Source organism: Amycolatopsis sp. SB7-3 (genome assembly GCF_041021335.1).
Lineage (GTDB): Bacteria > Actinomycetota > Actinomycetes > Mycobacteriales > Pseudonocardiaceae > Amycolatopsis > Amycolatopsis japonica.
Genome location: NZ_JBFPJQ010000001.1, coordinates 994,675 through 1,013,542, shown reverse-complemented (window position 1 = coordinate 1,013,542; position 18,868 = coordinate 994,675). Strand labels below are relative to the sequence as shown.

22 protein-coding genes are annotated in these 18,868 nt (G+C 68.5%); 13 read left to right on the top strand and 9 right to left on the bottom strand.

Going from position 1 to position 18,868, the window contains the following annotated elements:
* The first annotated feature begins 82 nt into the window (after positions 1 to 82).
* Together AB8M46_RS04915 and AB8M46_RS04910 are read left to right on the top strand one after the other, a co-directional pair.
* The gene (locus AB8M46_RS04915; RefSeq protein WP_378429282.1) at positions 83 to 841 is read left to right on the top strand and encodes an SOS response-associated peptidase; all 759 of its coding nucleotides are present in this window, start codon (positions 83 to 85) and stop codon (positions 839 to 841) included.
* A complete protein-coding gene (locus AB8M46_RS04910; RefSeq protein WP_037341054.1) occupies positions 838 to 1,446 on the top strand; it encodes an alpha/beta family hydrolase in 609 nt (202 codons plus the stop codon). Before AB8M46_RS04915 ends, AB8M46_RS04910 begins: the two co-directional genes overlap by 4 nt.
* Before the next feature lie 82 nt (positions 1,447 to 1,528).
* On the opposite strand, the gene ybaK is transcribed toward AB8M46_RS04910, so the two are convergent.
* A complete protein-coding gene (gene ybaK / locus AB8M46_RS04905; RefSeq protein WP_038508656.1) occupies positions 1,529 to 2,005 on the bottom strand; it encodes a Cys-tRNA(Pro) deacylase in 477 nt (158 codons plus the stop codon).
* Between the two features lie 190 nt (positions 2,006 to 2,195).
* Between ybaK and AB8M46_RS04900 the strand changes: the two genes are divergently transcribed.
* Positions 2,196 to 2,834, top strand: a complete 639-nt coding sequence (locus AB8M46_RS04900) for a sigma-70 family RNA polymerase sigma factor (RefSeq protein WP_026466946.1) — start codon at positions 2,196 to 2,198, stop codon at positions 2,832 to 2,834.
* Positions 2,831 to 3,154: a mycothiol system anti-sigma-R factor gene (rsrA, locus tag AB8M46_RS04895; protein WP_037341057.1), complete on the top strand. Its 324-nt coding sequence runs from the start codon at positions 2,831 to 2,833 to the stop codon at positions 3,152 to 3,154. Before AB8M46_RS04900 ends, rsrA begins: the two co-directional genes overlap by 4 nt.
* 69 nt (positions 3,155 to 3,223) lie before the next feature.
* Here the strand turns inward: rsrA and AB8M46_RS04890 are convergent, their stop codons facing one another.
* On the bottom strand, positions 3,224 to 3,298 hold the full coding sequence (locus AB8M46_RS04890) for a 50S ribosomal protein bL37 (RefSeq protein ID WP_369299112.1): 75 nt from the start codon (positions 3,296 to 3,298) through the stop codon (positions 3,224 to 3,226).
* A 106-nt stretch (positions 3,299 to 3,404) separates the two neighbouring features.
* Here AB8M46_RS04890 and AB8M46_RS04885 point away from each other — a divergent pair, with 106 nt between their 5' ends.
* Positions 3,405 to 4,928 carry a sensor histidine kinase gene (locus AB8M46_RS04885; protein WP_037341059.1) on the top strand — a complete coding sequence of 508 codons (1,524 nt, stop codon included), beginning with the start codon at positions 3,405 to 3,407 and terminating at the stop codon, positions 4,926 to 4,928.
* A 294-nt stretch (positions 4,929 to 5,222) separates the two neighbouring features.
* Here AB8M46_RS04885 and AB8M46_RS04880 read toward each other — a convergent pair whose 3' ends face one another.
* Positions 5,223 to 5,477 (bottom strand): WhiB family transcriptional regulator, encoded by a 255-nt coding sequence (locus AB8M46_RS04880; protein WP_007028999.1) that lies wholly within the window; start codon positions 5,475 to 5,477, stop codon positions 5,223 to 5,225.
* A 273-nt stretch (positions 5,478 to 5,750) separates the two neighbouring features.
* A complete protein-coding gene (locus AB8M46_RS04875; RefSeq protein ID WP_350574451.1) occupies positions 5,751 to 6,677 on the bottom strand; it encodes a diacylglycerol kinase family protein in 927 nt (308 codons plus the stop codon).
* 244 nt (positions 6,678 to 6,921) lie between these two features.
* Between AB8M46_RS04875 and AB8M46_RS04870 the strand changes: the two genes are divergently transcribed.
* The gene (locus AB8M46_RS04870) at positions 6,922 to 7,461 is read left to right on the top strand and encodes a hypothetical protein (RefSeq protein WP_016337065.1); all 540 of its coding nucleotides are present in this window, start codon (positions 6,922 to 6,924) and stop codon (positions 7,459 to 7,461) included.
* A gap of 130 nt (positions 7,462 to 7,591) precedes the next feature.
* Here AB8M46_RS04870 and AB8M46_RS04865 read toward each other — a convergent pair whose 3' ends face one another.
* Together AB8M46_RS04865 and AB8M46_RS04860 are read right to left on the bottom strand one after the other, a co-directional pair.
* On the bottom strand, positions 7,592 to 8,071 hold the full coding sequence (locus AB8M46_RS04865) for a GNAT family N-acetyltransferase (protein ID WP_037341065.1): 480 nt from the start codon (positions 8,069 to 8,071) through the stop codon (positions 7,592 to 7,594).
* A 2-nt stretch (positions 8,072 to 8,073) separates the two neighbouring features.
* The gene (locus AB8M46_RS04860) at positions 8,074 to 8,667 is read right to left on the bottom strand and encodes an acid phosphatase (RefSeq protein WP_350574447.1); all 594 of its coding nucleotides are present in this window, start codon (positions 8,665 to 8,667) and stop codon (positions 8,074 to 8,076) included.
* Between the two features lie 62 nt (positions 8,668 to 8,729).
* Between AB8M46_RS04860 and AB8M46_RS04855 the strand changes: the two genes are divergently transcribed.
* Positions 8,730 to 9,200, top strand: a complete 471-nt coding sequence (locus AB8M46_RS04855) for a hotdog fold domain-containing protein (RefSeq protein WP_037341070.1) — start codon at positions 8,730 to 8,732, stop codon at positions 9,198 to 9,200.
* An 85-nt stretch (positions 9,201 to 9,285) separates the two neighbouring features.
* Here the strand turns inward: AB8M46_RS04855 and AB8M46_RS04850 are convergent, their stop codons facing one another.
* Positions 9,286 to 9,957 carry a hypothetical protein gene (locus AB8M46_RS04850; RefSeq protein ID WP_394359656.1) on the bottom strand — a complete coding sequence of 224 codons (672 nt, stop codon included), beginning with the start codon at positions 9,955 to 9,957 and terminating at the stop codon, positions 9,286 to 9,288.
* 167 nt (positions 9,958 to 10,124) lie between these two features.
* Between AB8M46_RS04850 and AB8M46_RS04845 the strand changes: the two genes are divergently transcribed.
* Positions 10,125 to 11,732 carry a GMC oxidoreductase gene (locus tag AB8M46_RS04845; protein WP_394359655.1) on the top strand — a complete coding sequence of 536 codons (1,608 nt, stop codon included), beginning with the start codon at positions 10,125 to 10,127 and terminating at the stop codon, positions 11,730 to 11,732.
* Between the two features lies 1 nt (position 11,733).
* On the opposite strand, the gene AB8M46_RS04840 is transcribed toward AB8M46_RS04845, so the two are convergent.
* A complete protein-coding gene (locus AB8M46_RS04840; protein WP_037341079.1) occupies positions 11,734 to 12,339 on the bottom strand; it encodes a dTDP-4-dehydrorhamnose 3,5-epimerase family protein in 606 nt (201 codons plus the stop codon).
* A gap of 395 nt (positions 12,340 to 12,734) precedes the next feature.
* Here AB8M46_RS04840 and AB8M46_RS04835 point away from each other — a divergent pair, with 395 nt between their 5' ends.
* On the top strand, positions 12,735 to 13,895 hold the full coding sequence (locus AB8M46_RS04835; protein WP_228694861.1) for an NADP-dependent malic enzyme: 1,161 nt from the start codon (positions 12,735 to 12,737) through the stop codon (positions 13,893 to 13,895).
* Positions 13,896 to 13,991: 96 nt separating this feature from the next.
* Here the strand turns inward: AB8M46_RS04835 and AB8M46_RS04830 are convergent, their stop codons facing one another.
* Positions 13,992 to 15,395 carry a bis-aminopropyl spermidine synthase family protein gene (locus AB8M46_RS04830; protein ID WP_394359654.1) on the bottom strand — a complete coding sequence of 468 codons (1,404 nt, stop codon included), beginning with the start codon at positions 15,393 to 15,395 and terminating at the stop codon, positions 13,992 to 13,994.
* A 91-nt stretch (positions 15,396 to 15,486) separates the two neighbouring features.
* On the opposite strand from AB8M46_RS04830, the gene AB8M46_RS04825 reads away from it, so the two are divergent.
* Genes AB8M46_RS04825 through AB8M46_RS04810 form a run of 4 tightly spaced genes read left to right on the top strand, consistent with a single transcriptional unit; the run spans position 15,487 to position 18,840 of the window.
* Positions 15,487 to 16,575, top strand: a complete 1,089-nt coding sequence (locus tag AB8M46_RS04825) for an ABC transporter ATP-binding protein (protein WP_394359653.1) — start codon at positions 15,487 to 15,489, stop codon at positions 16,573 to 16,575.
* Positions 16,575 to 17,258 carry an ABC transporter permease gene (locus AB8M46_RS04820; protein ID WP_037341087.1) on the top strand — a complete coding sequence of 228 codons (684 nt, stop codon included), beginning with the start codon at positions 16,575 to 16,577 and terminating at the stop codon, positions 17,256 to 17,258. Before AB8M46_RS04825 ends, AB8M46_RS04820 begins: the two co-directional genes overlap by 1 nt.
* Positions 17,255 to 17,944: an ABC transporter permease gene (locus tag AB8M46_RS04815; RefSeq protein WP_037341090.1), complete on the top strand. Its 690-nt coding sequence runs from the start codon at positions 17,255 to 17,257 to the stop codon at positions 17,942 to 17,944. Before AB8M46_RS04820 ends, AB8M46_RS04815 begins: the two co-directional genes overlap by 4 nt.
* Before the next feature lie 8 nt (positions 17,945 to 17,952).
* On the top strand, positions 17,953 to 18,840 hold the full coding sequence (locus AB8M46_RS04810; RefSeq protein ID WP_370323860.1) for an ABC transporter substrate-binding protein: 888 nt from the start codon (positions 17,953 to 17,955) through the stop codon (positions 18,838 to 18,840).
* Positions 18,841 to 18,868: the final 28 nt, after the last annotated feature.

The following is an 18,868-nucleotide window of genomic DNA, read 5'->3' as shown; positions in this document are numbered from 1 at the left end:
ACACCGCGGAACAATGATCCCATGCTGCTCGCCATCGTCTGTCCGGCGTGTAACGATGGCTGTCGATTAGGGAGGTTTTCGCATGTGCGGGCGTTATGCCGCCACCAAGGACCCGGCGGCGCTGATCGACGAGTTCGCCGCGGTGGACCTGACCGAAGGCCGGATCCGGACCGATCACAACGTGGCGCCGACCAAGGACGTGCCCACCGTCGTGCAACGGCATCCGCGTGACGCCGACGGCGCGGTGCTCGAAGACGAACCCGCCGTCCGGTCGCTGCGGATGATGCGCTGGGGCCTGGTCCCGTTCTGGGCGAAGGACCCCGGTGTCGGCTCGAAGATGATCAACACGCGCGCCGAGACGGCGAAGGAGAAGCCGTCCTTCAAAAAGGCGGTCTCGGCGAGGCGCTGCCTGGTCCCCGCCGACGGCTGGTACGAGTGGCGGCGCGACGGCAAGGAGAAGCAGCCCTTCTTCATGACCGGGCCGGGTGACGGATCGCTCGCGTTCGCGGGGATCTGGGAGACCTGGCGGCCGAAGGACGACAAGGACGCCGATCCGCTGATCACCTTCTCCGTGATCACCACCGACTCGGTCGGCAGGCTCACCGACATCCACCACCGCATGCCGCTGCTGATGCCGCGCGAGAAGTGGGACACCTGGCTCGACCCCGACCGGCCCGACGTCACCGAACTGCTCGTCCCGCCCCCGGTGGACCTGGTCGACACGATCGAGCTGCGGCCGGTGTCCAGCCTGGTCAACAACGTCCGCAACAACGGACCGCAGCTGGTGGACCGCGTCGAACCCGCCGCCGACAGCGCGCTCTTCGAGCTGCCGAACCCATGACGAAACTGGAGATCGACACCGCCTACGGCCCCGCGCGGGCCGAGCTGCACTGTGCCGAAGAAGGGGTCGCGGTCCTGATGCTCGGCCACGGCGCGGGCGGCGGGATCGGCGCGAAGGACCTGGTCGCGGTCACCCGCGCGGCGCAGGCGGCCGGTGTCCACGTCGCGCTCGTCGAGCAGCCGTACCGGGTGGCGGGCCGCCGGGCGCCCGCCCCTGCCACCCAGCTCGACACCGCCTGGCTCACCGTCGCCGACGAGATCTCAGAGCGCTTCGACGACCTCCCGATCGTGTTCGGCGGCCGGTCGTCCGGCGCTCGCGTCGCTTGCCGGACCGCCGCGGCGGGGCAAGCGGTGGCGGTGCTCTGCCTGGCCTTCCCCGAGCATCCGCCGGGAAAACCGGAGAAGAGCCGGCAGGGTGAATTGGACGCCGTCGAGGTCCCGACGCTGGTAGTACAGGGCGAACGGGACCCCTTCGGGCTGCCGAAGGCCGGGCCGCATCACGAGATCGTGGTGCTCCAGGGAGATCACAACCTCAGCGCCGACCTCGAAGGCGTGTCACGCGCGGCCGCCGAGTGGCTGCAGCGGGTGCTGCGGCCGCTGACCTGACCCCTTCTCCCGCGTTTCGTCCTCTGAATGCGGTCCTTGCGCGTGCAACGACCGCATTCAGAGGACGAAACGCGGGGAGTGGTCAGCCGGCGATCGGGGCGACCACGGCACCGGTGAGCCGCGCCAGATCGCCGGGCGCGAGTTCGACCTCCAGCCCACGCCGGCCCGCCGAGCAGTGCACGGTCTCGAACTTCTCCGCCGACGAGTCGATCACCACCGGCAGCCTGCTCCGGTGCCCGAGCGGCGAGATCCCGCCGAGCACGTATCCCGTCGCACGCTGCGCGGCGGCGGGGTCGGCCATCTTGGCCTTCTTCCCGCCCGCGGCGGCGGCCAGCGCCTTCAGATCCAGCTGACCGGTGACCGGGACCACACCGACGGTCAGTTTCCCGTCGACCTCGGCGACCAGCGTCTTGAACACGCGCGCGGGGTCGAGCCCCAGCGCTTCGACGGCTTCGAGGCCGTACGACTCGGCCCGCGGGTCGTGGTCGTAGGCGTGCAGAACATGCGCCACTTTCTGCTTCACCAGCAGCGCCGTCGCCGGGGTTCCCTTGCCTGCCATGGGCGGAGTCTACGAGCGGCCCGGGAATGTCCGGCCGGGCGTCACTGTTGAAAGGCACGTGTCCACCACACTCGAAGCTCCCCGAATCCTGATCCCGCGCACGCCGGGCGGCCAGGTGATCCGTCCGCGCGTAAACTCGGCGACGTCTCATGCGCACAAGCGCATCGACGCCGATCGGGAAGGGAACGGTTTGCCGAGCACGCAGAATCCCGCGCCGGACACGGGCACGGACGCCGAAGAGGCGGCCGCGCGGGCCGAGCGCTTCGAGCGGGACGCGATGCCCCTGCTCGACCAGCTGTACTCGGCCGCCATGCGGATGACCCGGAATCCCGCCGACGCGGAGGACCTCGTCCAGGAGACGTACCTGAAGGCGTACGCGGCCTTCGCGTCTTTCAAGGCGGGTACGAACCTCAAGGCGTGGATGTACCGCATCCTCACGAACACCTACATCAACGGCTATCGCAAGCGTCAGCGCCAGCCGGTGCAGCAGCCCACCGAGGAGATCACCGACTGGCAGATCGCCAAGGCGGAGAGTCACACCTCCAGCGGGCTGCGCTCGGCCGAGGTCGAGGCGATGGACAACCTGCCCGACGCCGACGTCAAGGAAGCGCTGCAGAAGCTGCCCGAGGAGTTCCGCCTCGCGGTCTACCTCGCCGATGTCGAAGGTTTCGCGTACAAGGAGATCGCCGAGATCATGGACACGCCCATCGGCACCGTGATGTCCCGGCTGCACCGCGGCCGCGCCCAGCTCCGTGACCTGCTCGCCGACGTCGCGCGCGAGCGCGGCTTCATCCGCGCGGGCAAACAGCAGGAGGTGGCGGGGCGATGAGCGAGGACTACTGCGCCGGAGCGGACGACAAGGTCAGGTGCGAGGAGGCGCTCGCCGACATCTACCTGCTCCTGGACAAGGAGTGCAGCGCCGAGCGCGACGCCGCCCTGCGCAAGCACATCGAGGACTGCCCGCCGTGCCTCGAGGAATACGGCATCGACGAGCACATCAAGCAGCTGCTCGCCCGCAAATGCGGTGGCGACCACGCGCCGGACGACCTCAAGTCCCGGCTGCGGGCCTCCATCCGCCAGACCGTGCAGACCAAGGGCTCGATCACCATCGAGCGCACCGAGGTCAAGATCGAGCAGACCTTCGAGTAACCACGGCCCAGGACACACGAAGGCCCCCGTACCGGATCGGTGCGGGGGCCTTCGTCGTCTGATCGATGATCAGGAGTTGGGCTTCTTGCCGTGGTTCGCGCCGTTCTTCTTACGGTCGCGACGCTTGCGGGCGCGCTTCGACATGTTTCACTCCTCGTCCGAGTGGCCCGCGCGGGGTGATACGACACCGCTGGGCCAGGGTCAACCTCTCCAGTGTGTCATGCGGCCCTCACCCTGCTTGGATGGGGACGTGTCCACCCTTTCCGATCTCCTCGCGGAGAACACCGGCCTGTCCGGTCAAGCCGCGGACCATCTCCAGACCGTGGTCGCCGAATGGCAGCTGCTGGCCGACCTGTCCTTCGCCGACTTCCTGCTCTGGGTCGCCGTGTCGGAGGAGCTGCAGCCCGACGGCGGCGACTTCGTGTGCGTCGCGCACGCGCGACCGACGACGGCGCCGACGGCCCATCCGGAGGACGTCGTCGGCTCCCGGTTCACCGAGGACGAGCATCCGCAGCTGGCCAAGGCGAGCCGCGAGGTGCGGATCTGCCGCGAAGAGGACCCACATTGGTACCGCGACCTGCCGATGCGGCGGGAGGCCATCCCGGTGGTGTTCGGCGGCACGGTGATCGCCGTGCTCAGCCGCGAGACCAACCTGGCCGCGTCGCGGGTGCCGAGCCCGCTCGAGATCGCCTATCTCGGGAGTGCGGGCGACCTGTGCCAGATGATCGTCGACGGCACCTTCCCCAGCCCGGGGAACCAGACGGACACCCACACCAGCCCGCGGGTCGGCGACGGCCTCATCCGCCTCGACCCGACCGGCACCGTGGTCTTCGCCAGCCCGAACGGGTTGTCGGCCTATCACCGGATGGGGCACGAATCGGATCTCGTCGGCCAGCGCCTCGCGCCGCTGACCAGGTCGCTCATCCGTGACCCGTTCGACGCGACCGAGGTGTCGCACCGGATCATCGAGGCGCTCGACGGCAAGCCCAGCAGCCGGACGGAGGCGGATTCCCGGCGCGGCGCCGTCGTGCTGTTCCGTGCGCTGCCGCTGCGGCCCGCCGGGCAGCCCGCGGGCGCGCTGGTCCTGGTGCGCGACGTCACCGAGGTCAAGCGCCGTGACCGCGCCCTCCTTTCGAAGGACGCGACGATCCGTGAGATCCACCACCGGGTGAAGAACAACCTGCAGACCGTCGCCGCGTTGCTGCGGCTCCAGTCGCGCCGGACCTCCAGCGAGGAGGCGCGGCTCGCGCTCGGCGAATCCGTGCGCCGGGTCTCGTCGATCGCGATGGTGCACGAGGCGTTGTCCATCTCGGTGGACGAGCGGGTCGATCTCGACAAGCTGCTCGACAACGTCCTCCCGATGGTCGGCGAGGTCGCGACGGCCGAATCGCAGGTCGGGCTTTCGCGCACGGGTTCGTTCGGTGTCGTCGTCGCCGAGATCGCGACGCCGTTGGTGATGGTGCTGGCCGAGCTGGTCCAGAACGCCATCGAGCACGCCTTCCCCGACGGACGACCGGGCAAGGTCGAACTCGTGGTGGAACGCTCGGCGCGCTGGCTCGACGTCGTCATCCGCGACAACGGGCGCGGGCTGCCTTCGGGGTTCTCGCTGGAGCGCAGCGACGGCCTCGGGCTCCAGATCGTGCGGACCCTCGTGGAGTCGGAACTGCGCGGATCGCTGTCGATCCGGGGATTGCGCGGGGATTCCGAAGAGACAGGCGGACGCAGGCTGGGCACCGAAGCCGCCTTGCGCATCCCGCTGTCGCGACGTCTGTAGTGGACTGTCGCGTTTGATCGTCCTCAATGGACAGTCTCACCCGGACACGTTTTAGGGCCGGCGCCCGAAGAGAAGTGGCGCCGACCCTGTAACGGTTCCGCGGGAGGACTTGTGAAAAGTCCGCTGAAGCCACACCCCCTCGGGGGCGTGTCGGCCTCGCTTGTTAAGCTCAAGTCGGGTAGGTGTCACCTCGCGACGCAGGGCCATAGCGCCACTGCACCGCGGGATTACCCGAGGCTTGGGGTTGTCACTCAGTTTTCGGTGATGCGATGAAGCGTGCGTGAGTTGAAAAACTCAGGCGGAGGTACGCGTGCCGATGTGCGTACGACGGCGCTTCAGGGCCCGTCGCTCGTCCTCGCTCATCCCGCCCCAGACGCCTGCGTCCTGCCCGCTGGCCAATGCCCAGGCCAAGCAGTCGGAAGCGACGGTGCAGCGGTGGCACACGGCCTTCGCCTGCGCTACCTGCGACAGAGCAGGACCGCTGGTTCCCACCGGGAAGAACAGCTCGGGGTCCTCGTCTCGGCAGGCCGCGTCGTGGCGCCAGTCCATGTTTCTGAGCTCCTTCATAACGGCGCGGTACTCCGCGCCATAGTCGTCATGGCGGTCGTTTTTTTGGGTGCTTGTGAATGCTTTCACGAAGCACCCGTTTCGACAAGGGTTTTCTGAAGATCGGTGAGTCAGCTCACCCGGCCGAGCGACGCTTCTGACCTGCGGTTTCGTTCCGAAACAGCCTTCCGATGGGAAGGCCGATGCGGTGAGCGGAGGTTCTGCGTCGATGAGCGGCAGTTCGTACTTTGCCGCAGGCGATCAGCGGTCCGGTCGTCAGACGATTACCGTCAGTGCTTCCGGGACGCTGAAGAACTCCACCCTCTTCCGCTGGCCGACGAGGTCGCCGTCCACCTGGAAGTTTACCGGTTCAGCAGCGTCAATGCGGATCATCGGCAGGTCATCGTGACGAAGGAGACGTCGTCCGCGTTGGTCGCTCTTCGTGAGCAATGCCTGCCGTACATGCTTGAACACGGTGGGCAATCCCAGACCGCTCAACGCGAAAAGGCCCAGTCCGGTGTCGAACGAGCTGTCCGGGTTCAGGTGGACGGGACGGTCGCCCAGGTAGCTCCACGGATCGGTGTTCGACACGAAAGCGGTCAGCACTTCGGTGGGCTCTTCGCCCGGGATGCGGACCGTGAGGGGCGGACGACCGAGCGGAGGCCGCAGATGCGACGCCACAGCGGCCCTCAGATAGAGCCCCGCGGTGGTCTGCTTGCCCCGGCGCTTGGCCACACGGCCGACGACGTCGGCGTCCCAGCCCAGGCCGGCGTTGAAGGTGAACCAGTGGCCGTCGGCGATCCCGAGGCCGACTTTGCGGCTTCGGTCGTTCTCGATGGCGTTGAGGAGCTGATGGGTCGCTTCGACGGGATCGTGCGCGATCCCGAGCGCGCGGGCGAAGACGTTCGCCGAGCCGCCCGGTACGACACCGAGCATGGGGACGTCGCCGACCTTCGCCGGATCGCCGTCGGCGTCCGCGAGGAGACCGTTGACCACCTCGTTGACCGTGCCGTCGCCGCCGTGGGCGACCACCAGGTCGATCCCGTCGCGGGCGGCGGACCGCGCCACGGCCATCGCGTGGCCGCGGTAGTCGGTCTCCACCACGTCGAGTTTGACCTGGCTGGCCAGTGCGTGCGCCAGCACGTCACGGCCACCGGCGGTGGTCGAGGTGGCCTGGGGATTCACGACGAGGATGGCACGCACATACCGCAGGGTAAGTGACTTCGGCCCGAAGAGGGGAGCGTCAGGTGACGCGAAGCTCAGTGGCCGTGCGTCCTCGAAGCAGCACCGTATGACCCCTGTGGCGGGCGTTCCTCCTCATCGCCGGCGGCTATCGCGCGTCGTGACAAGTGCACCCGGGCCGACCGCCCGCTCATCGACGACGCTTCCAATTCTTCCCATGCGGCGGCGAGGGGAAACCGGCCGACCGGGTGGCATACGATCGAAAGTGCTCACGTACGGTGACCCGCCCTGGTGGGGCGCCGTGTCCGGAAGCCTGGAAGGCTGTTTCGCCGTGTCCATCGCCGACAAGCTCTCGCCCGCGCCCCGTGAAGTCCGCCTCGCCGGCGCCGTCACCGCGCTGCCGGGGCTCGCCCTGATCGTGTTCGCGATCCTGCTCCTGGTCAACGGCCGGGCCGGGCCCGAGAACCTCCTGGCCGAAGTCGCCTACTACCTCGTCCTCGCGGCCGGGACGCTGGCCTGCGCGGCCGGGCTGATGATGGGGAAGACGTGGGCGAGGTCGCCCGGCGTGGTCGTCGCGCTGATCCTGGTGGGCGTCGGCTGGTACGGCGCGGGGCCGTCCGGGCAGCCGTTATGGGGTGTGCCGCTGGGGCTGGTCGGCGTCGCCGTCATCGTGCTGCTGTTCCGCCGCCCTTCGCGCGCGTGGGCGCTCGGGATGCAGGAAGGCGAGACCGAGGAAGAGGCCGCGGAGCGGGACGGCGCCGCGGGCCGTGCGGCGCGTCGTGAACGCGAGGAACGCGACTCCTGACGCCGCACTCGCGTGATCAGAGGCGGATTTCGCGTGATTGGGGACGTAACTCGCGTGATCGAGGCCGTACCTTCGAGTGCGGCCTCCAGACACGCGAGTTACGTGTCTGATCACGCGAGTCACGCCTTGGCTAGACCTGGGCGGCGAGTGCCTTCAGGGGTTCGTCGGTGAGGCGGTCGACGGTCCATTCGTCCATCGGCACCGCGCCGAGCGACTTGTAGAACCCCTGTGCCGGGTTCCAGTTGAGCACCGACCATTCGAGACGGGCGTAGCCGCGCTCGACGCAGACCGCCGCGAGGGTGGCCAGGAGCGCCTTGCCGAGGCCGGAGCCGCGCTGCTCGGGGCGGACGTAGAGGTCCTCCAGGTAGATGCCGTGCACACCGCGCCAGGTGGAGAAGTTGAGGAACCAGAGCGCGTAGCCGACGATCTCGCCGTCGACCTCGGCGACGTGCCCGAACAGGCCCGGCGCCTCGCCGAACAGCGCGACGCGCAGCTGCTCGGGCGTGAGGTGGCATTCGTCCGGGGCGCGTTCGAACTCGGCGAGGTCGTAGACGAGTTGGACGACGGCGTCCACGTCTTCTTCGCGGATACGCCGGATGCGGTCGTCCATTTTCAGTCCTCTGTGGTGGGGAGCAGGTTGAGGTGTTCGATCTGCGGCTCGCCGCGTTCGTCGCCGAGCACCGCGACACCGGCCGGGTCGAGTCCGAAGTGGACACCCGCCGTCGACGGGAGGCCGATCCAGCGCGCGACCAGGACGCGGCTGAAATGTCCGTGACCGACCAGGATCACGTCACCCCTGCCGAGCGGCTCGCGGATCCGGTCGATCAGCTTGTCGGCGCGGGCGTTGACGTCTTCCGCGCTTTCGCCGCCGGGGATCGGGTGTGACCAGACCGTCCAGCCGGGGACGGTCTCGCGGATCACCGGGGTCGTGACGCCCTCGTAGTCGCCGTAGTCCCATTCGGACAGCTCTTCGGTGACCTCGTCGACGCGCAGTCCGGCCAGTTCGGCCGTGCGCAGCGCACGGGTGCGGGGGCTGGAGAGGACGAGCGCCGGGCTGCCGCCGAGTACCGCGCGCAGGGTGCCGCCCGCCGCGCGGGCCTGCCCCTCGCCGGCGGCCGTGAGCGGGATGTCGGTGCGTCCGGTGTGCCGTCCGTTGACGGACCACTCGGTCTGACCGTGCCGGAGGAGGAAGAGCCGATGTGCCACGTTGCGAATATAGCCTGCCGTCCGGTTATGCTACTGGCGAGTAACATGGTGAGGAGACCGTGATGGCGCAGAATCCGACCTACGCGATGTGGAACCGGCTGGCGGGCAAGCCGGTCGGCAAACAGCTGTTCTCGGCGGCGATGTGCCTGCGTGTGCCGTACTTCCGGACGGTGCTCCCGTCGGTGCGCGAGCTGCGTCCCGGCCGGTGCGAGGTGACGTCCCCGAAGTGGTGGGGTGTTTACAACCACATCAAGACTTTTCACGCGATCGCGGCCTGCAACCTCGCGGAAATCGCGATGGGCATGCTCGCCGAGGCGACCGTGCCTACGACGCATCGCTGGCTGCCGAAGGGCATGACGGTCGCGTACGTGGCGAAGGCCGAGACGAGCCTTCGCGCCGTCGCCGAGCTCCCGGAGTTGCCGGAATTCGGCGACGAGGGTTTCGAGCTTCCCGTGCCGGTGACGATCACGGACACGAACGGGAAACCCGTCGTGACCGCGACCATCACCATCTGGGTGACCAAGAAGAAGTAAGACTCCGGTCGCCTCATGCGTTTAGTCCTCTGAATGCGATCCTTGCGCGTGCAACTACCGCATTCAGAGGACTAAATGCGGGTGGTCAGAGGGGTTTGAACTGCACGTAGGTCACCTGCTTGAAGGTGTTCTTACCGCTCGCAGACGGGAGGCCGAGGACCTCGTCGGCCGCTCGCGTCAGCGGGCCGCAGCCGGTGGTGCCCGGCAGGGCGAGCTGCGAGTCGACGACGCCGAACTTCACCGTCTTCGGGTTCTGCGAGACCACCTCGAAGGGGACGGCGGGATCGTCCTTGACCACCGAGTGCAGCGGCGCTTCAAGGGTGCCGATCGTGCATTCCTTGGGCAGCAAGGGATGCCGCAGGACGGCGTAGAGATCGAGCTCGCCGCGGCGCTCGTCGTTCGACAGGAAGTCGGAGTAGCCGCCGTACTTCAGCTGCAGGGTCGTGCCGAAAGCGCCGCGGATCCGGGCCGGAGCGTGCCGTAGTTCGCCGAACACCTGCGCGAACTTCCCGTCCACCTCGCCTTCGGAGAACGTCAGCCGCATCTCCCCGATCGGGATCTCCCGGTCGCCGATGGTCAGGACTCCTTGGGAGACAAAGGCTTCGCACCGCCACGTGCCGGGGTCGGCGTTGGCGGGCGGAGCGGGGCAGGCGGAGAAGTCGAAATTCGGCAACTCCGCGGCGGACGCGTGGCCGGGGAAGGCGAAGAGGGCGGCTGCGGACAGTGCGGCCGCGGTCGCGGCGAGAAGGCGTCTCATGACTCGAAAGAGTGGTCTGTGCCGGTCCGAGTCACATCGGGGAAGCCACCCAAGGGACCCCTGAATCGCCACGTTCGAGTGAAAATAAACGGTGTTTACCCAGCTGACGCGAATCTGCTTCGGATTCGCCCTTGAAGGCGGCTCGAACAGCGGGCGATCATCGGCGCATGTCCCCACTGTCGCGCCGCAAGTTCCTCGGGTACACCGCGCTCAACTCCGCCGCCGCCCTCGGGCTGACCACGATTTCCACCGCGCAGGCCGAAGAAGCGTCCCCGGGCTTCTCGACGGCCGTGGTGATCGGCACCGGCTACGGCGCCTCGGTCACCGCGCTCCGCCTCGGTGAGGCCGGGATCCCCACGGTCATGCTCGAAATGGGCAAACTGTGGGCCGACCCCGGGCCGGACGGCAAGGTCTTCTGCGACATGCTCCGGCCGGATCGCCGGGCCGCGTGGTTCAAGAACCGCACGCAGGCGCCGCTCGCGTCGTTCCTCTGGATGGACCTGGCGAACCGGGACATCGGGCGGTACCCCGGCGTCCTCGACCGGGTGAGCCACGGCGACATGTCCGTCTACGTCGGCCGCGGCGTCGGCGGCGGTTCGCTGGTCAACGGCGCGATGGCCGTCACGCCGAAGCGGTCGTACTTCGAGGAGATCCTGCCCGCCGTCGACGCGGACGAGATGTACGGGACGTACTTCCCCCGGGCCAACCGGACCCTCGGCGTGAACCACATCGACCCGCGCTGGTTCGAAACCTGCCGTTCCTATCGGTACGCGAGGGTGTCCCGGAAGGCCGCGACGCGCGCGGGACTCAAGACGGTGTTCGTGCCCAGCGTTTACGACTTCGAGTACATGAAGCGGGAAGAAGCGGGCGAGGTGCCGAGGTCCGCGCTCGCCTCCGAGGTCATCTACGGCAACAACCACGGCAAACGGTCCCTCGACAAGACCTACCTCGCGGCCGCGCTGGGCACCGGGAAGGTGACCATCAAGACGCTGCACGAGGTCCGCGGGATCACCCGGCAGACCGACGGCACCTACGTCCTCACCGTGCACGAGACCTCCGAAGACGGCGCGATCGTGGCGAGGAAACAACTCGGCGCGAAATACCTGTTCCTCGGCGCCGGCAGCCTCGGTTCGACGGAACTGCTCGTGCGGGCACGGGAAACCGGGACGCTGCCGGAACTGAACGACGCGGTCGGGCGCGGCTGGGGCACCAACGGCAACGTGATGCTGGGCCGCGCCAACCACGCGTGGGATCTCGGCGGATCGCTGCAGTCGGGTATGCCCGCGCTCGGCATCGACGCGTGGGACGACCCGGAGAACCCGGTCTTCGCCGAGGTCGCGCCGGTACCCGCCGGGGTCGAGACCTGGCTGAGCCTGTACCTGGCGATCACGAAGAACCCCGAACGCGGCCACTTCACCTACGATCCCGCGAGCGACTCCGCGCGTCTCCACTGGCGGGCTTCACAGGGAAAGCCGTCGATCGACGCGGCGAAGTCGTTGTTCGACAAGGTCAACCGGGCGAACCGCACGATCTACCGCAGTGACCTGTTCGGGGATACACGGTCGTTCGAGAACCGGTTCACCTATCACCCGCTGGGTGGTCTGGTGCTGGGTGAGGCCACCGATCCGTACGGCCGCGTGAAGGGCTACTCGAACCTCTACGTGACCGACGGATCCTTGATCCCGGGCAGCACCGGGGTGAACCCCTTCGTCACGATCACCGCGCTGGCGGAACGGAACGTGGAACGGGTGCTGGCCGAGGACGTGGCGCGCTAGCTCAGTTCGCCGCCCGCAACTTCTCGTAGTACGCCACGCAATCGTCGTACCTCGGCAGCAATCCCTGCTCCAAGGCCTCTTTCAGGTAGGGCGCCGCAGTGTCCTTTTCGGACACCACGGGGTCGATGTCCTGGGGCCAGGGCAGGGCGAGATCGGCGTCCATCGGGTTCACGCCGTGCTCGCCCGCCGGGTTGTACGGCTCGGAGCAGAGGTACGCCATGACCGTTTCGTCTTCGAGCGCCATGAAGGCGTGGCCCAGGCCTTCGGCGATGTAGACCGCCTTGTACTCGGTGCTGTCGAGCAGGACGGACGTCCATTCGCCGAAGGTCGGCGAGCCGACCCGGAGGTCCACGATGACGTCCAGCAGCGAACCGCTCGGGCAGTACACGTATTTCGCCTGCCCGGGCGGGGTGTCCGCGAAGTGCACGCCGCGGATGGATCCGCGTCGCGACACGCTGGTGTTGGTCTGCCCGAGGCGAAGCCGGTGCCCGACCGCCTCGACGAACGCTTCTTCCTGGAACGGCGCCACGAACAGGCCGCGGTGATCGGGGAAAACCCGCGGGGTGAATTCGAAACAGTCGGAGATGCTGAGGCGCCTGGCTTGCATGTGCCCAATGCTAACGAGCGCTTCCCAAACCGGACGGACGTCTTGCGAAAACTCTTCTGAGCTGCGGAAAGCCGGGCCGCTTTGTGACATCAACCGCACCAGAGGGGCACACTGGTCCGCACGCCTGTCACAATGATGTGACCGCTGCGTCCGCGGCCGTCGCCACACCCACGGCACCGATGGCCGATTGGACGCTTCGCCGACAGGCCGGCGCTACCGCGCTGGGCTGCCGTGTCGGAGGACGAGTTACCCCAGGTGGCCGGGCCATGCCCACTTTGGCCTGCTCACCGGCCAGTTCCCCCGCTCGCAGTCCCAGGAGAATTCCAATGACCTTCGCTCGAATCGAGACTTCGCCGTCCTTAGACACGGCGGAAGCAATGACGGGAAGCACCACGATGACCACGCCAGTGACGGACACCGAGATCTTCGAGGGGCACGAGGGCGGCAAGCTCTCCGTGGCCGCCACGCGGCCGATCTCCTCGCCGCGTGACCTTTCGGTCGCGTACACGCCTGGGGTGGCGAAGGTGAGCCGGGCGATCGCCGAGGACGCGGCCAAGGCGAAGCGGTACACGTGGGCGGACAGGCTGGTCGTGGTGGTCAGCGACGGTACGGCGGTGCTCGGCCTCGGTGACATCGGCGCGAGCGCTTCGCTGCCGGTCATGGAGGGCAAGTCGGTCCTGTTCAAGACCTTCGGCGGGCTCGACTCGATCCCGCTGGTGCTCGACACCACCGACGTCGACGAGATCATCGAGACCCTGGTCCGGCTGCGCCCGTCGTTCGGCGCGGTGAACCTGGAGGACATCTCGGCGCCGCGCTGCTTCGAGCTGGAGGACCGGCTCAAGGAGGCCCTCGACTGCCCGGTCATGCACGACGACCAGCACGGGACGGCGATCGTCACGCTGGCCGCGCTGCGCGGGGCGAACCAGGTCCTCGGCAAGGACATCGCAGGCCAGCGCGTGGTCGTCTCGGGAGCGGGCGCGGCGGGTGTGGCCTGCGCCAGGATCCTGCAGAACGCCGGCGTCGCCGACGTCACCGTGCTCGACTCGCGCGGCATCATCCACGAGGGTCGCGAGGGCCTGAACCCGATCAAGCGGAAGCTCGCCGAGACCACGAACACCGCCGGTCTGCGTGGCGGCCTCGGCGAGGCGCTGAAGGGCGCCGACGTCTTCCTCGGCCTGTCCGGGGCGACCATCGACGAGACCCTGCTGGCCGGGATGGCCGACGACGCGATCGTGTTCGCGCTGTCCAACCCCGACCCGGAGGTGCACCCGGTCGCGGCGTCGCGGTACGCCAAGATCGTGGCGACCGGGCGCAGCGACTTCCCGAACCAGATCAACAACGTGCTGGCGTTCCCCGGCGTCTTCCGCGGCGCGCTGGACTCCGGTGCGCGGGCGATCACGGAGAACATGAAGCTGGCGGCGGCCGACGCGATCTTCGCGGTCGCGCAGGACGACCTCGGCCCGGACCGGATCGTTCCGAGCCCGCTGGACCCGCGGGTCGCGCCCGAGGTGGCCGCCGCGGTCGCGAAGGCCGCTGAGGCCGACGGCGTGGTGTGACGGTCCCTTTCACGCTCGCTCGAGTGCCAGGAACGGTCCTTTCCTTGCAAATTTCGCAAGGAAAGGACCGTTCCTAGCATCTGGGGGTTGACACGCTCAGCCGAGCAACTCCGCCAGCCGGTGCCGCGGCAGGTCGATCAGCCGCGCGTCCGTCAGCTCCGGCGGTACGTCCAGCGAGACGTTCGCCAGCCGCGCGTGCGCCCTGGTCAGCAGTCCGTCCTGGTGCTCGACGGCGTCCGCGACGACGATGGCGTGCCGGTTGTCCGGGGTGCTCCGCAGCAACCGCAGCTTGTACTTCGCCCCGACCAGCCGGTTGAGCGCGCCCTGCGCCTCGGCGTTCGTCAGATCGGGATGCGAGTTCGGGACCAGCAGCGCCAGCCGTCGCGCGTTGGTGCCGAGCAGGGTCCGCAGCAGCCACGGGCCGGGGTCGGCCGAGAGGTCCATCGCGACCGCATCGCCTTCCGGCCCGGAAACGGACCAGTCGACCGGCCGCGACTCCAGCGCCAGCCCGCCCTCGGCGGCGATCTCGTGCAGCTTGTCCAGCAGTGACGGCTTGGCCGCGCCGGCGGACTCCACCGACTGCGGGCCGTGCGTGTAGATCGCGGCCTTCCCCTTGCCGCCGCGGTTCTTCTTCGACTTCGCGGTGGGCTGGCAGACGTAGAGGTCCGCCGCGCTCCCGATCGCCTGCGCGCCGAAGTACCGGTTGAAGTCCGGCAGGATCGCTTCGAAGGTCAGCCCGAGCGTCGCGAGCGCCCGCTGCACCTGCGCGCCCAGCGCGGGGTGACGCGGGCTGTAGCCGTAGGCGAGCAGCAGCCGTCCGTCCGAGGGTTCGGCGAGCGCCTGCACCCCGCGTGCGGCGAACAGGCCCATTCCCTCGGGGGTGTAAGGCGGATCACTGAACACGAGGTCCATCCGCCCGGTCACCGAGGGCGGCAGGCCGACGCGCAGATCCGTGTGCAGCGTGCGGATGGAGCGCTCGCTGAGTTCGTCGATGTAGGAGAGCACGCGGTCGTCGAGATCGACGACGGTGAGGTCCGCGTCCGGCCGCAAAGCGCGCACGGCCAGCGAAGTGAGGTCGTGGTCGCCCAGGAACAGCAGCTTCGCCGTGCCGAGGTCGTAGCGCTCGTCCAGCCACAGCGCCCGGTTCAGCACCGTCTCCGGCGTCGCCTGCACGTGATCGAGCGCGGCCAGCGGCGCGGGCACGTTCTCGACGTAGGTGGTGATGGTCTTCAGCAGGTCGGGATCGGATTTCCGGTCCCGTGCCCCGAAGCGCGCGTACTTCTCCCGGGCGGCGGGGGCCAGCCGCAAGCGGGACTCGTTCCGCTCCAGGTCGTCGCCGAGCGCGTTCAGCACGTCTTCGACACTCCGGCGTGGCGCGGTGCTGACGCGGACCAGCTCGCCGAGGTCACGCCAATCCGTCCGGAGCAGGGAAATCACCTGATGGAGCGGTCGCACGTGGACACCGTGCGCCGCGAGGACGTCATCGACGGAGAGACTCACGGCCAGCAGCCTAGTGACCCGCCCCCTGGGACACCGTGCCAACAGGCAGGATCTGGGCTACGGTTTTTCGACCAGACATGGGGAGAGACACGTGACTATCGAGTTCCGTGGCGTGACGAAGCGGTATCCGGACGGGACGGTCGCGGTCGACGACCTGAACCTCACCGTGGAGGACGGCACCATCACCGTCTTCGTCGGGCCGTCCGGCTGCGGCAAGACCACGTCGCTGCGGATGATCAACCGGATGGTCGAGCCGACTTCGGGCACGGTGCTGCTCGACGGCAAGGACGTCAGCGACGGCGATCCGGCGCTGCTGCGCCGCGGCATCGGTTACGTCATCCAGCACGCCGGCCTCTTTCCACACAGGACGGTCCTGGACAACGTCGCCACCGTGCCGCTGCTGTCCGGCTGGGACAAGGGCAAGGCACGCAAACGCGCGGCGGAACTGCTCGAGACCGTCGGCCTGCCGTCGGAACTCGGCAAGCGGTACCCCGCCCAGCTTTCCGGCGGCCAGCAGCAGCGGGTCGGGGTCGCGCGGGCGCTCGCGGCGGATTCGCCGGTGCTGCTGATGGACGAGCCGTTCTCCGCCGTCGACCCGATCGTCCGCGAGGAACTGCAGGACGAACTGCTGCGCCTGCAGTCGCAACTCGGCAAGACGATCGTGTTCGTCACCCACGACATCGACGAGGCCGTGCGGCTCGGCGACAAGATCGCGGTGCTCCGCGTCGGCGGCGTGCTCGCGCAGTACGGCACGCCTTCGGAGGTGCTGCGGCACCCCGTCGACGACTTCGTCGCGTCGTTCGTGGGCAAGGATCGAGGCTATCGCGGGCTTTCCTTCCTTTCGGCGGAAGGGATCGTCGTCGAAGAGGTCAAGCGGGTGGAGGTCGGCAAGCCGGTCCCCGGTCCGTCCGACGAGTGGCAGGTCGCGGTCAACGCCGAAGGGCAACCTCGCGGCTGGCTGCGTCCGATGTCCACTGTGGACGGAGAACTCGCCGAGACCGATCTCGTCGCCGGTGGTTCGCTGTACCTCCAGGGTTCGCCGATCCGGGGCGCGCTCGACGCGGCGCTTTCGTCGCCCGCGAGCCTCGGTGTCGTGGTGGACGCCGACCAGAAGGTCCTCGGCGTGGTCAGAGCCCGGCAAGTCCTCGAAGTGATCGAAGCGCCGTCGCTGAGTTCCTGATGGGGGACTTCTTCGCGGAGCTCGGCCGCTACCTGGGCAGCGCCAACAACAGGTCGCAGTTCTTCGGCGACCTGCTCGACCACGTCTATCTTTCCCTGGTCCCGCTGGTGCTGGGCCTGGTGATCGCGGTGCTGGCGGGCTGGCTCGGCCACCGGTTCCGGTCCGTGTGCTCCGTACTGCTCGTCCTGTCGAACCTGCTGTACACGATCCCGTCGCTCGCCTTGTTCGTGGTGATCCCGGGCATCATCGGCTCGAAGATCCTCGACAGCGTCAACGTCATCGTGGCGCTCACCGTGTACACCGCCGCGCTCCTCGTGCGCCCGGTGCTGGACGCGCTCGACGCCGTCCCGCCGCACGTCGTCGCCGCGGCCACGGCGATCGGCTACAAACCCGCGCGCCGTTTCCTCACCGTGGAACTGCCGCTTTCGGTGCCGGTGCTCGCGGCGGGCGTCCGGGTGGCCTCGGTCAGCAACATCAGCCTGGTCAGCGTCGGCGCGCTGATCGGCACCGGCGGGCTCGGCGTGCTGTTCACCGACGGCTTCCAGCGCGAGTACTTCTCGCCGATCGTCGTCGGGATCGTCGCGACGCTGCTGCTCGCGCTGATCGTCGACCTGATCCTGGTCCGGCTCCGCGATCTCCTCACACCCTGGGACCGGGTGGCGACCACGGCGGGGGCGAAATGATCGGCGACGTGCTGAACTGGTTCGGCGACCCGGCCCACTGGCAGGGCCCGGACGGCGTCCCCGCCCGGCTGCTGCAGCATCTCGGCTACACGGCGCTCGCGCTGGTCTTCGCGCTGATCATCGCGATCCCGCTCGGCCTCTACGTCGGGCACACCGGTCGCGGCGCGGTGCTGCTGGTGAGCGGCGGCAACGCGATCCGCGCGCTGCCGACGCTGGGCCTGGTGACCTTCCTGTTCCTGCTCTTCACCGAAAGCGAGCTCTCGACGATCATCGGCCTCGTGGTGCTCGCCGTCCCACCGATCCTCGCCGGGACGTACGCGGGCCTGCAGGCGACCGACCACGGCGTCGTCGACGCGGCGCAGGGCATCGGAATGACCGGCTGGCAACGGTTGTGGAAGGTCGAGGTGCCCATCTCGCTGCCGCTGGTGCTCGGCGGGGTGCGGAATTCGGTGCTGCAACTGGTGGCGACGGCCGCCGTGGCGGCGTACGTCGGGCTCGGCGGGCTCGGCCGGTTCCTGCTCGACGGACTGGCCATTTTGGACTATCCGCAGGTGGTCGCGGGCGCGCTGCTGACGACGTTGCTCGCCGTCGCGCTGGACCTCGCGCTGGCGGGTGTCCAGCGGTTGCTGGTGCCCAAGGGAGTTCGGCTGGCGCAGGCCGCGAGCGGGAAGAAGGCGAAGGTATGAGGCGGCGGATGGCGGCGCTGTTCGCCGGGATCGCTTTGCTGACAGCGAGTTGTGGCAACCCGCTCGCCGGCGGGGCCGAGGGCGGTGCGACCGGTGACATCATCATCGGCGCGTCCGACGTCGGGGAAAGTCTTCTGCTGGCCCAGATCTACGCGGGCGCGTTGCGCAACGCGGGCGCGGAGAACGTGACCGTGCGCCCGCCGGTCGGCGGCCGCGAGGTCGTCGTCAAGGCACTGCAGGACAAATCGCTCTCGGTGGTGCCGGACTACAGCGGGAACCTGTTGCGCTACTTCGACAAGGACACGCAGGCGACCACGCCGGAGGACGTCTACGCGCAGCTGAAACAGAAGTTGCCGTCGGGATACGAAGTCCTCGAACAGGCGCCCGCGGAGGACAAGGACCTGTTGGTGGTGCGCAAGGAACTCGCCGATTCCGGGATCCGGACCTTCTCCGATCTCGGCAAGCGGTGCAAGGAACTCGTGTTCGGCGGCCCCGGCCAGTGGAGCAGCCGCTGGAAGGACAAGATCAAGGCGCTCTACGGCTGCGAGTTCGCCGAGATCCGCACGACCGACACCGGCGGCCCGGTCACGGTCGCGGCGCTGAAATCCGGTGACATCCAGGTCGCCGACCTGTTCAGCACGTCGTCGTCGATCGCCGCCAACGGGTTCGTGCCGCTGGTGGACGACAAGAACATGTTCCCCGCGCAGAACATCGTGCCGTTCGTGGCGAAGGGGACGTTGTCACCGAAGGAGGTCGACGCGCTGAACCGGGTTTCGGCGGCGCTCACGACCGACCAGCTGACCGAGCTGAACGTCCAGTTCAGCGAGGAGAAGCGCAACCCGCTCGACGTCGCCGAGGAGTTCCTGCGCCGGAACAACCTCCTGGCGCCGTCCTGACCCCTCCGGCATGCGTTTCGTCCTCTGA

Coding starts and splice junctions, on each gene's coding strand:
- AB8M46_RS04915 (WP_378429282.1), top strand. CDS start 83: ATGTGCGGGCGTTATGCCGCCACCAAGGACCCGGCGGCGCTGATCGAC.
- AB8M46_RS04910 (WP_037341054.1), top strand. CDS start 838: ATGACGAAACTGGAGATCGACACCGCCTACGGCCCCGCGCGGGCCGAG.
- ybaK (WP_038508656.1), bottom strand. CDS start 2,005: ATGGCAGGCAAGGGAACCCCGGCGACGGCGCTGCTGGTGAAGCAGAAA.
- rsrA (WP_037341057.1), top strand. CDS start 2,831: ATGAGCGAGGACTACTGCGCCGGAGCGGACGACAAGGTCAGGTGCGAG.
- AB8M46_RS04880 (WP_007028999.1), bottom strand. CDS start 5,477: ATGGACTGGCGCCACGACGCGGCCTGCCGAGACGAGGACCCCGAGCTG.
- AB8M46_RS04865 (WP_037341065.1), bottom strand. CDS start 8,071: ATGGACGACCGCATCCGGCGTATCCGCGAAGAAGACGTGGACGCCGTC.
- AB8M46_RS04855 (WP_037341070.1), top strand. CDS start 8,730: ATGGCGCAGAATCCGACCTACGCGATGTGGAACCGGCTGGCGGGCAAG.
- AB8M46_RS04850 (WP_394359656.1), bottom strand. CDS start 9,957: ATGAGACGCCTTCTCGCCGCGACCGCGGCCGCACTGTCCGCAGCCGCC.
- AB8M46_RS04845 (WP_394359655.1), top strand. CDS start 10,125: ATGTCCCCACTGTCGCGCCGCAAGTTCCTCGGGTACACCGCGCTCAAC.
- AB8M46_RS04840 (WP_037341079.1), bottom strand. CDS start 12,339: ATGCAAGCCAGGCGCCTCAGCATCTCCGACTGTTTCGAATTCACCCCG.
- AB8M46_RS04835 (WP_228694861.1), top strand. CDS start 12,735: ATGACCACGCCAGTGACGGACACCGAGATCTTCGAGGGGCACGAGGGC.
- AB8M46_RS04820 (WP_037341087.1), top strand. CDS start 16,575: ATGGGGGACTTCTTCGCGGAGCTCGGCCGCTACCTGGGCAGCGCCAAC.
- AB8M46_RS04815 (WP_037341090.1), top strand. CDS start 17,255: ATGATCGGCGACGTGCTGAACTGGTTCGGCGACCCGGCCCACTGGCAG.
- AB8M46_RS04810 (WP_370323860.1), top strand. CDS start 17,953: ATGGCGGCGCTGTTCGCCGGGATCGCTTTGCTGACAGCGAGTTGTGGC.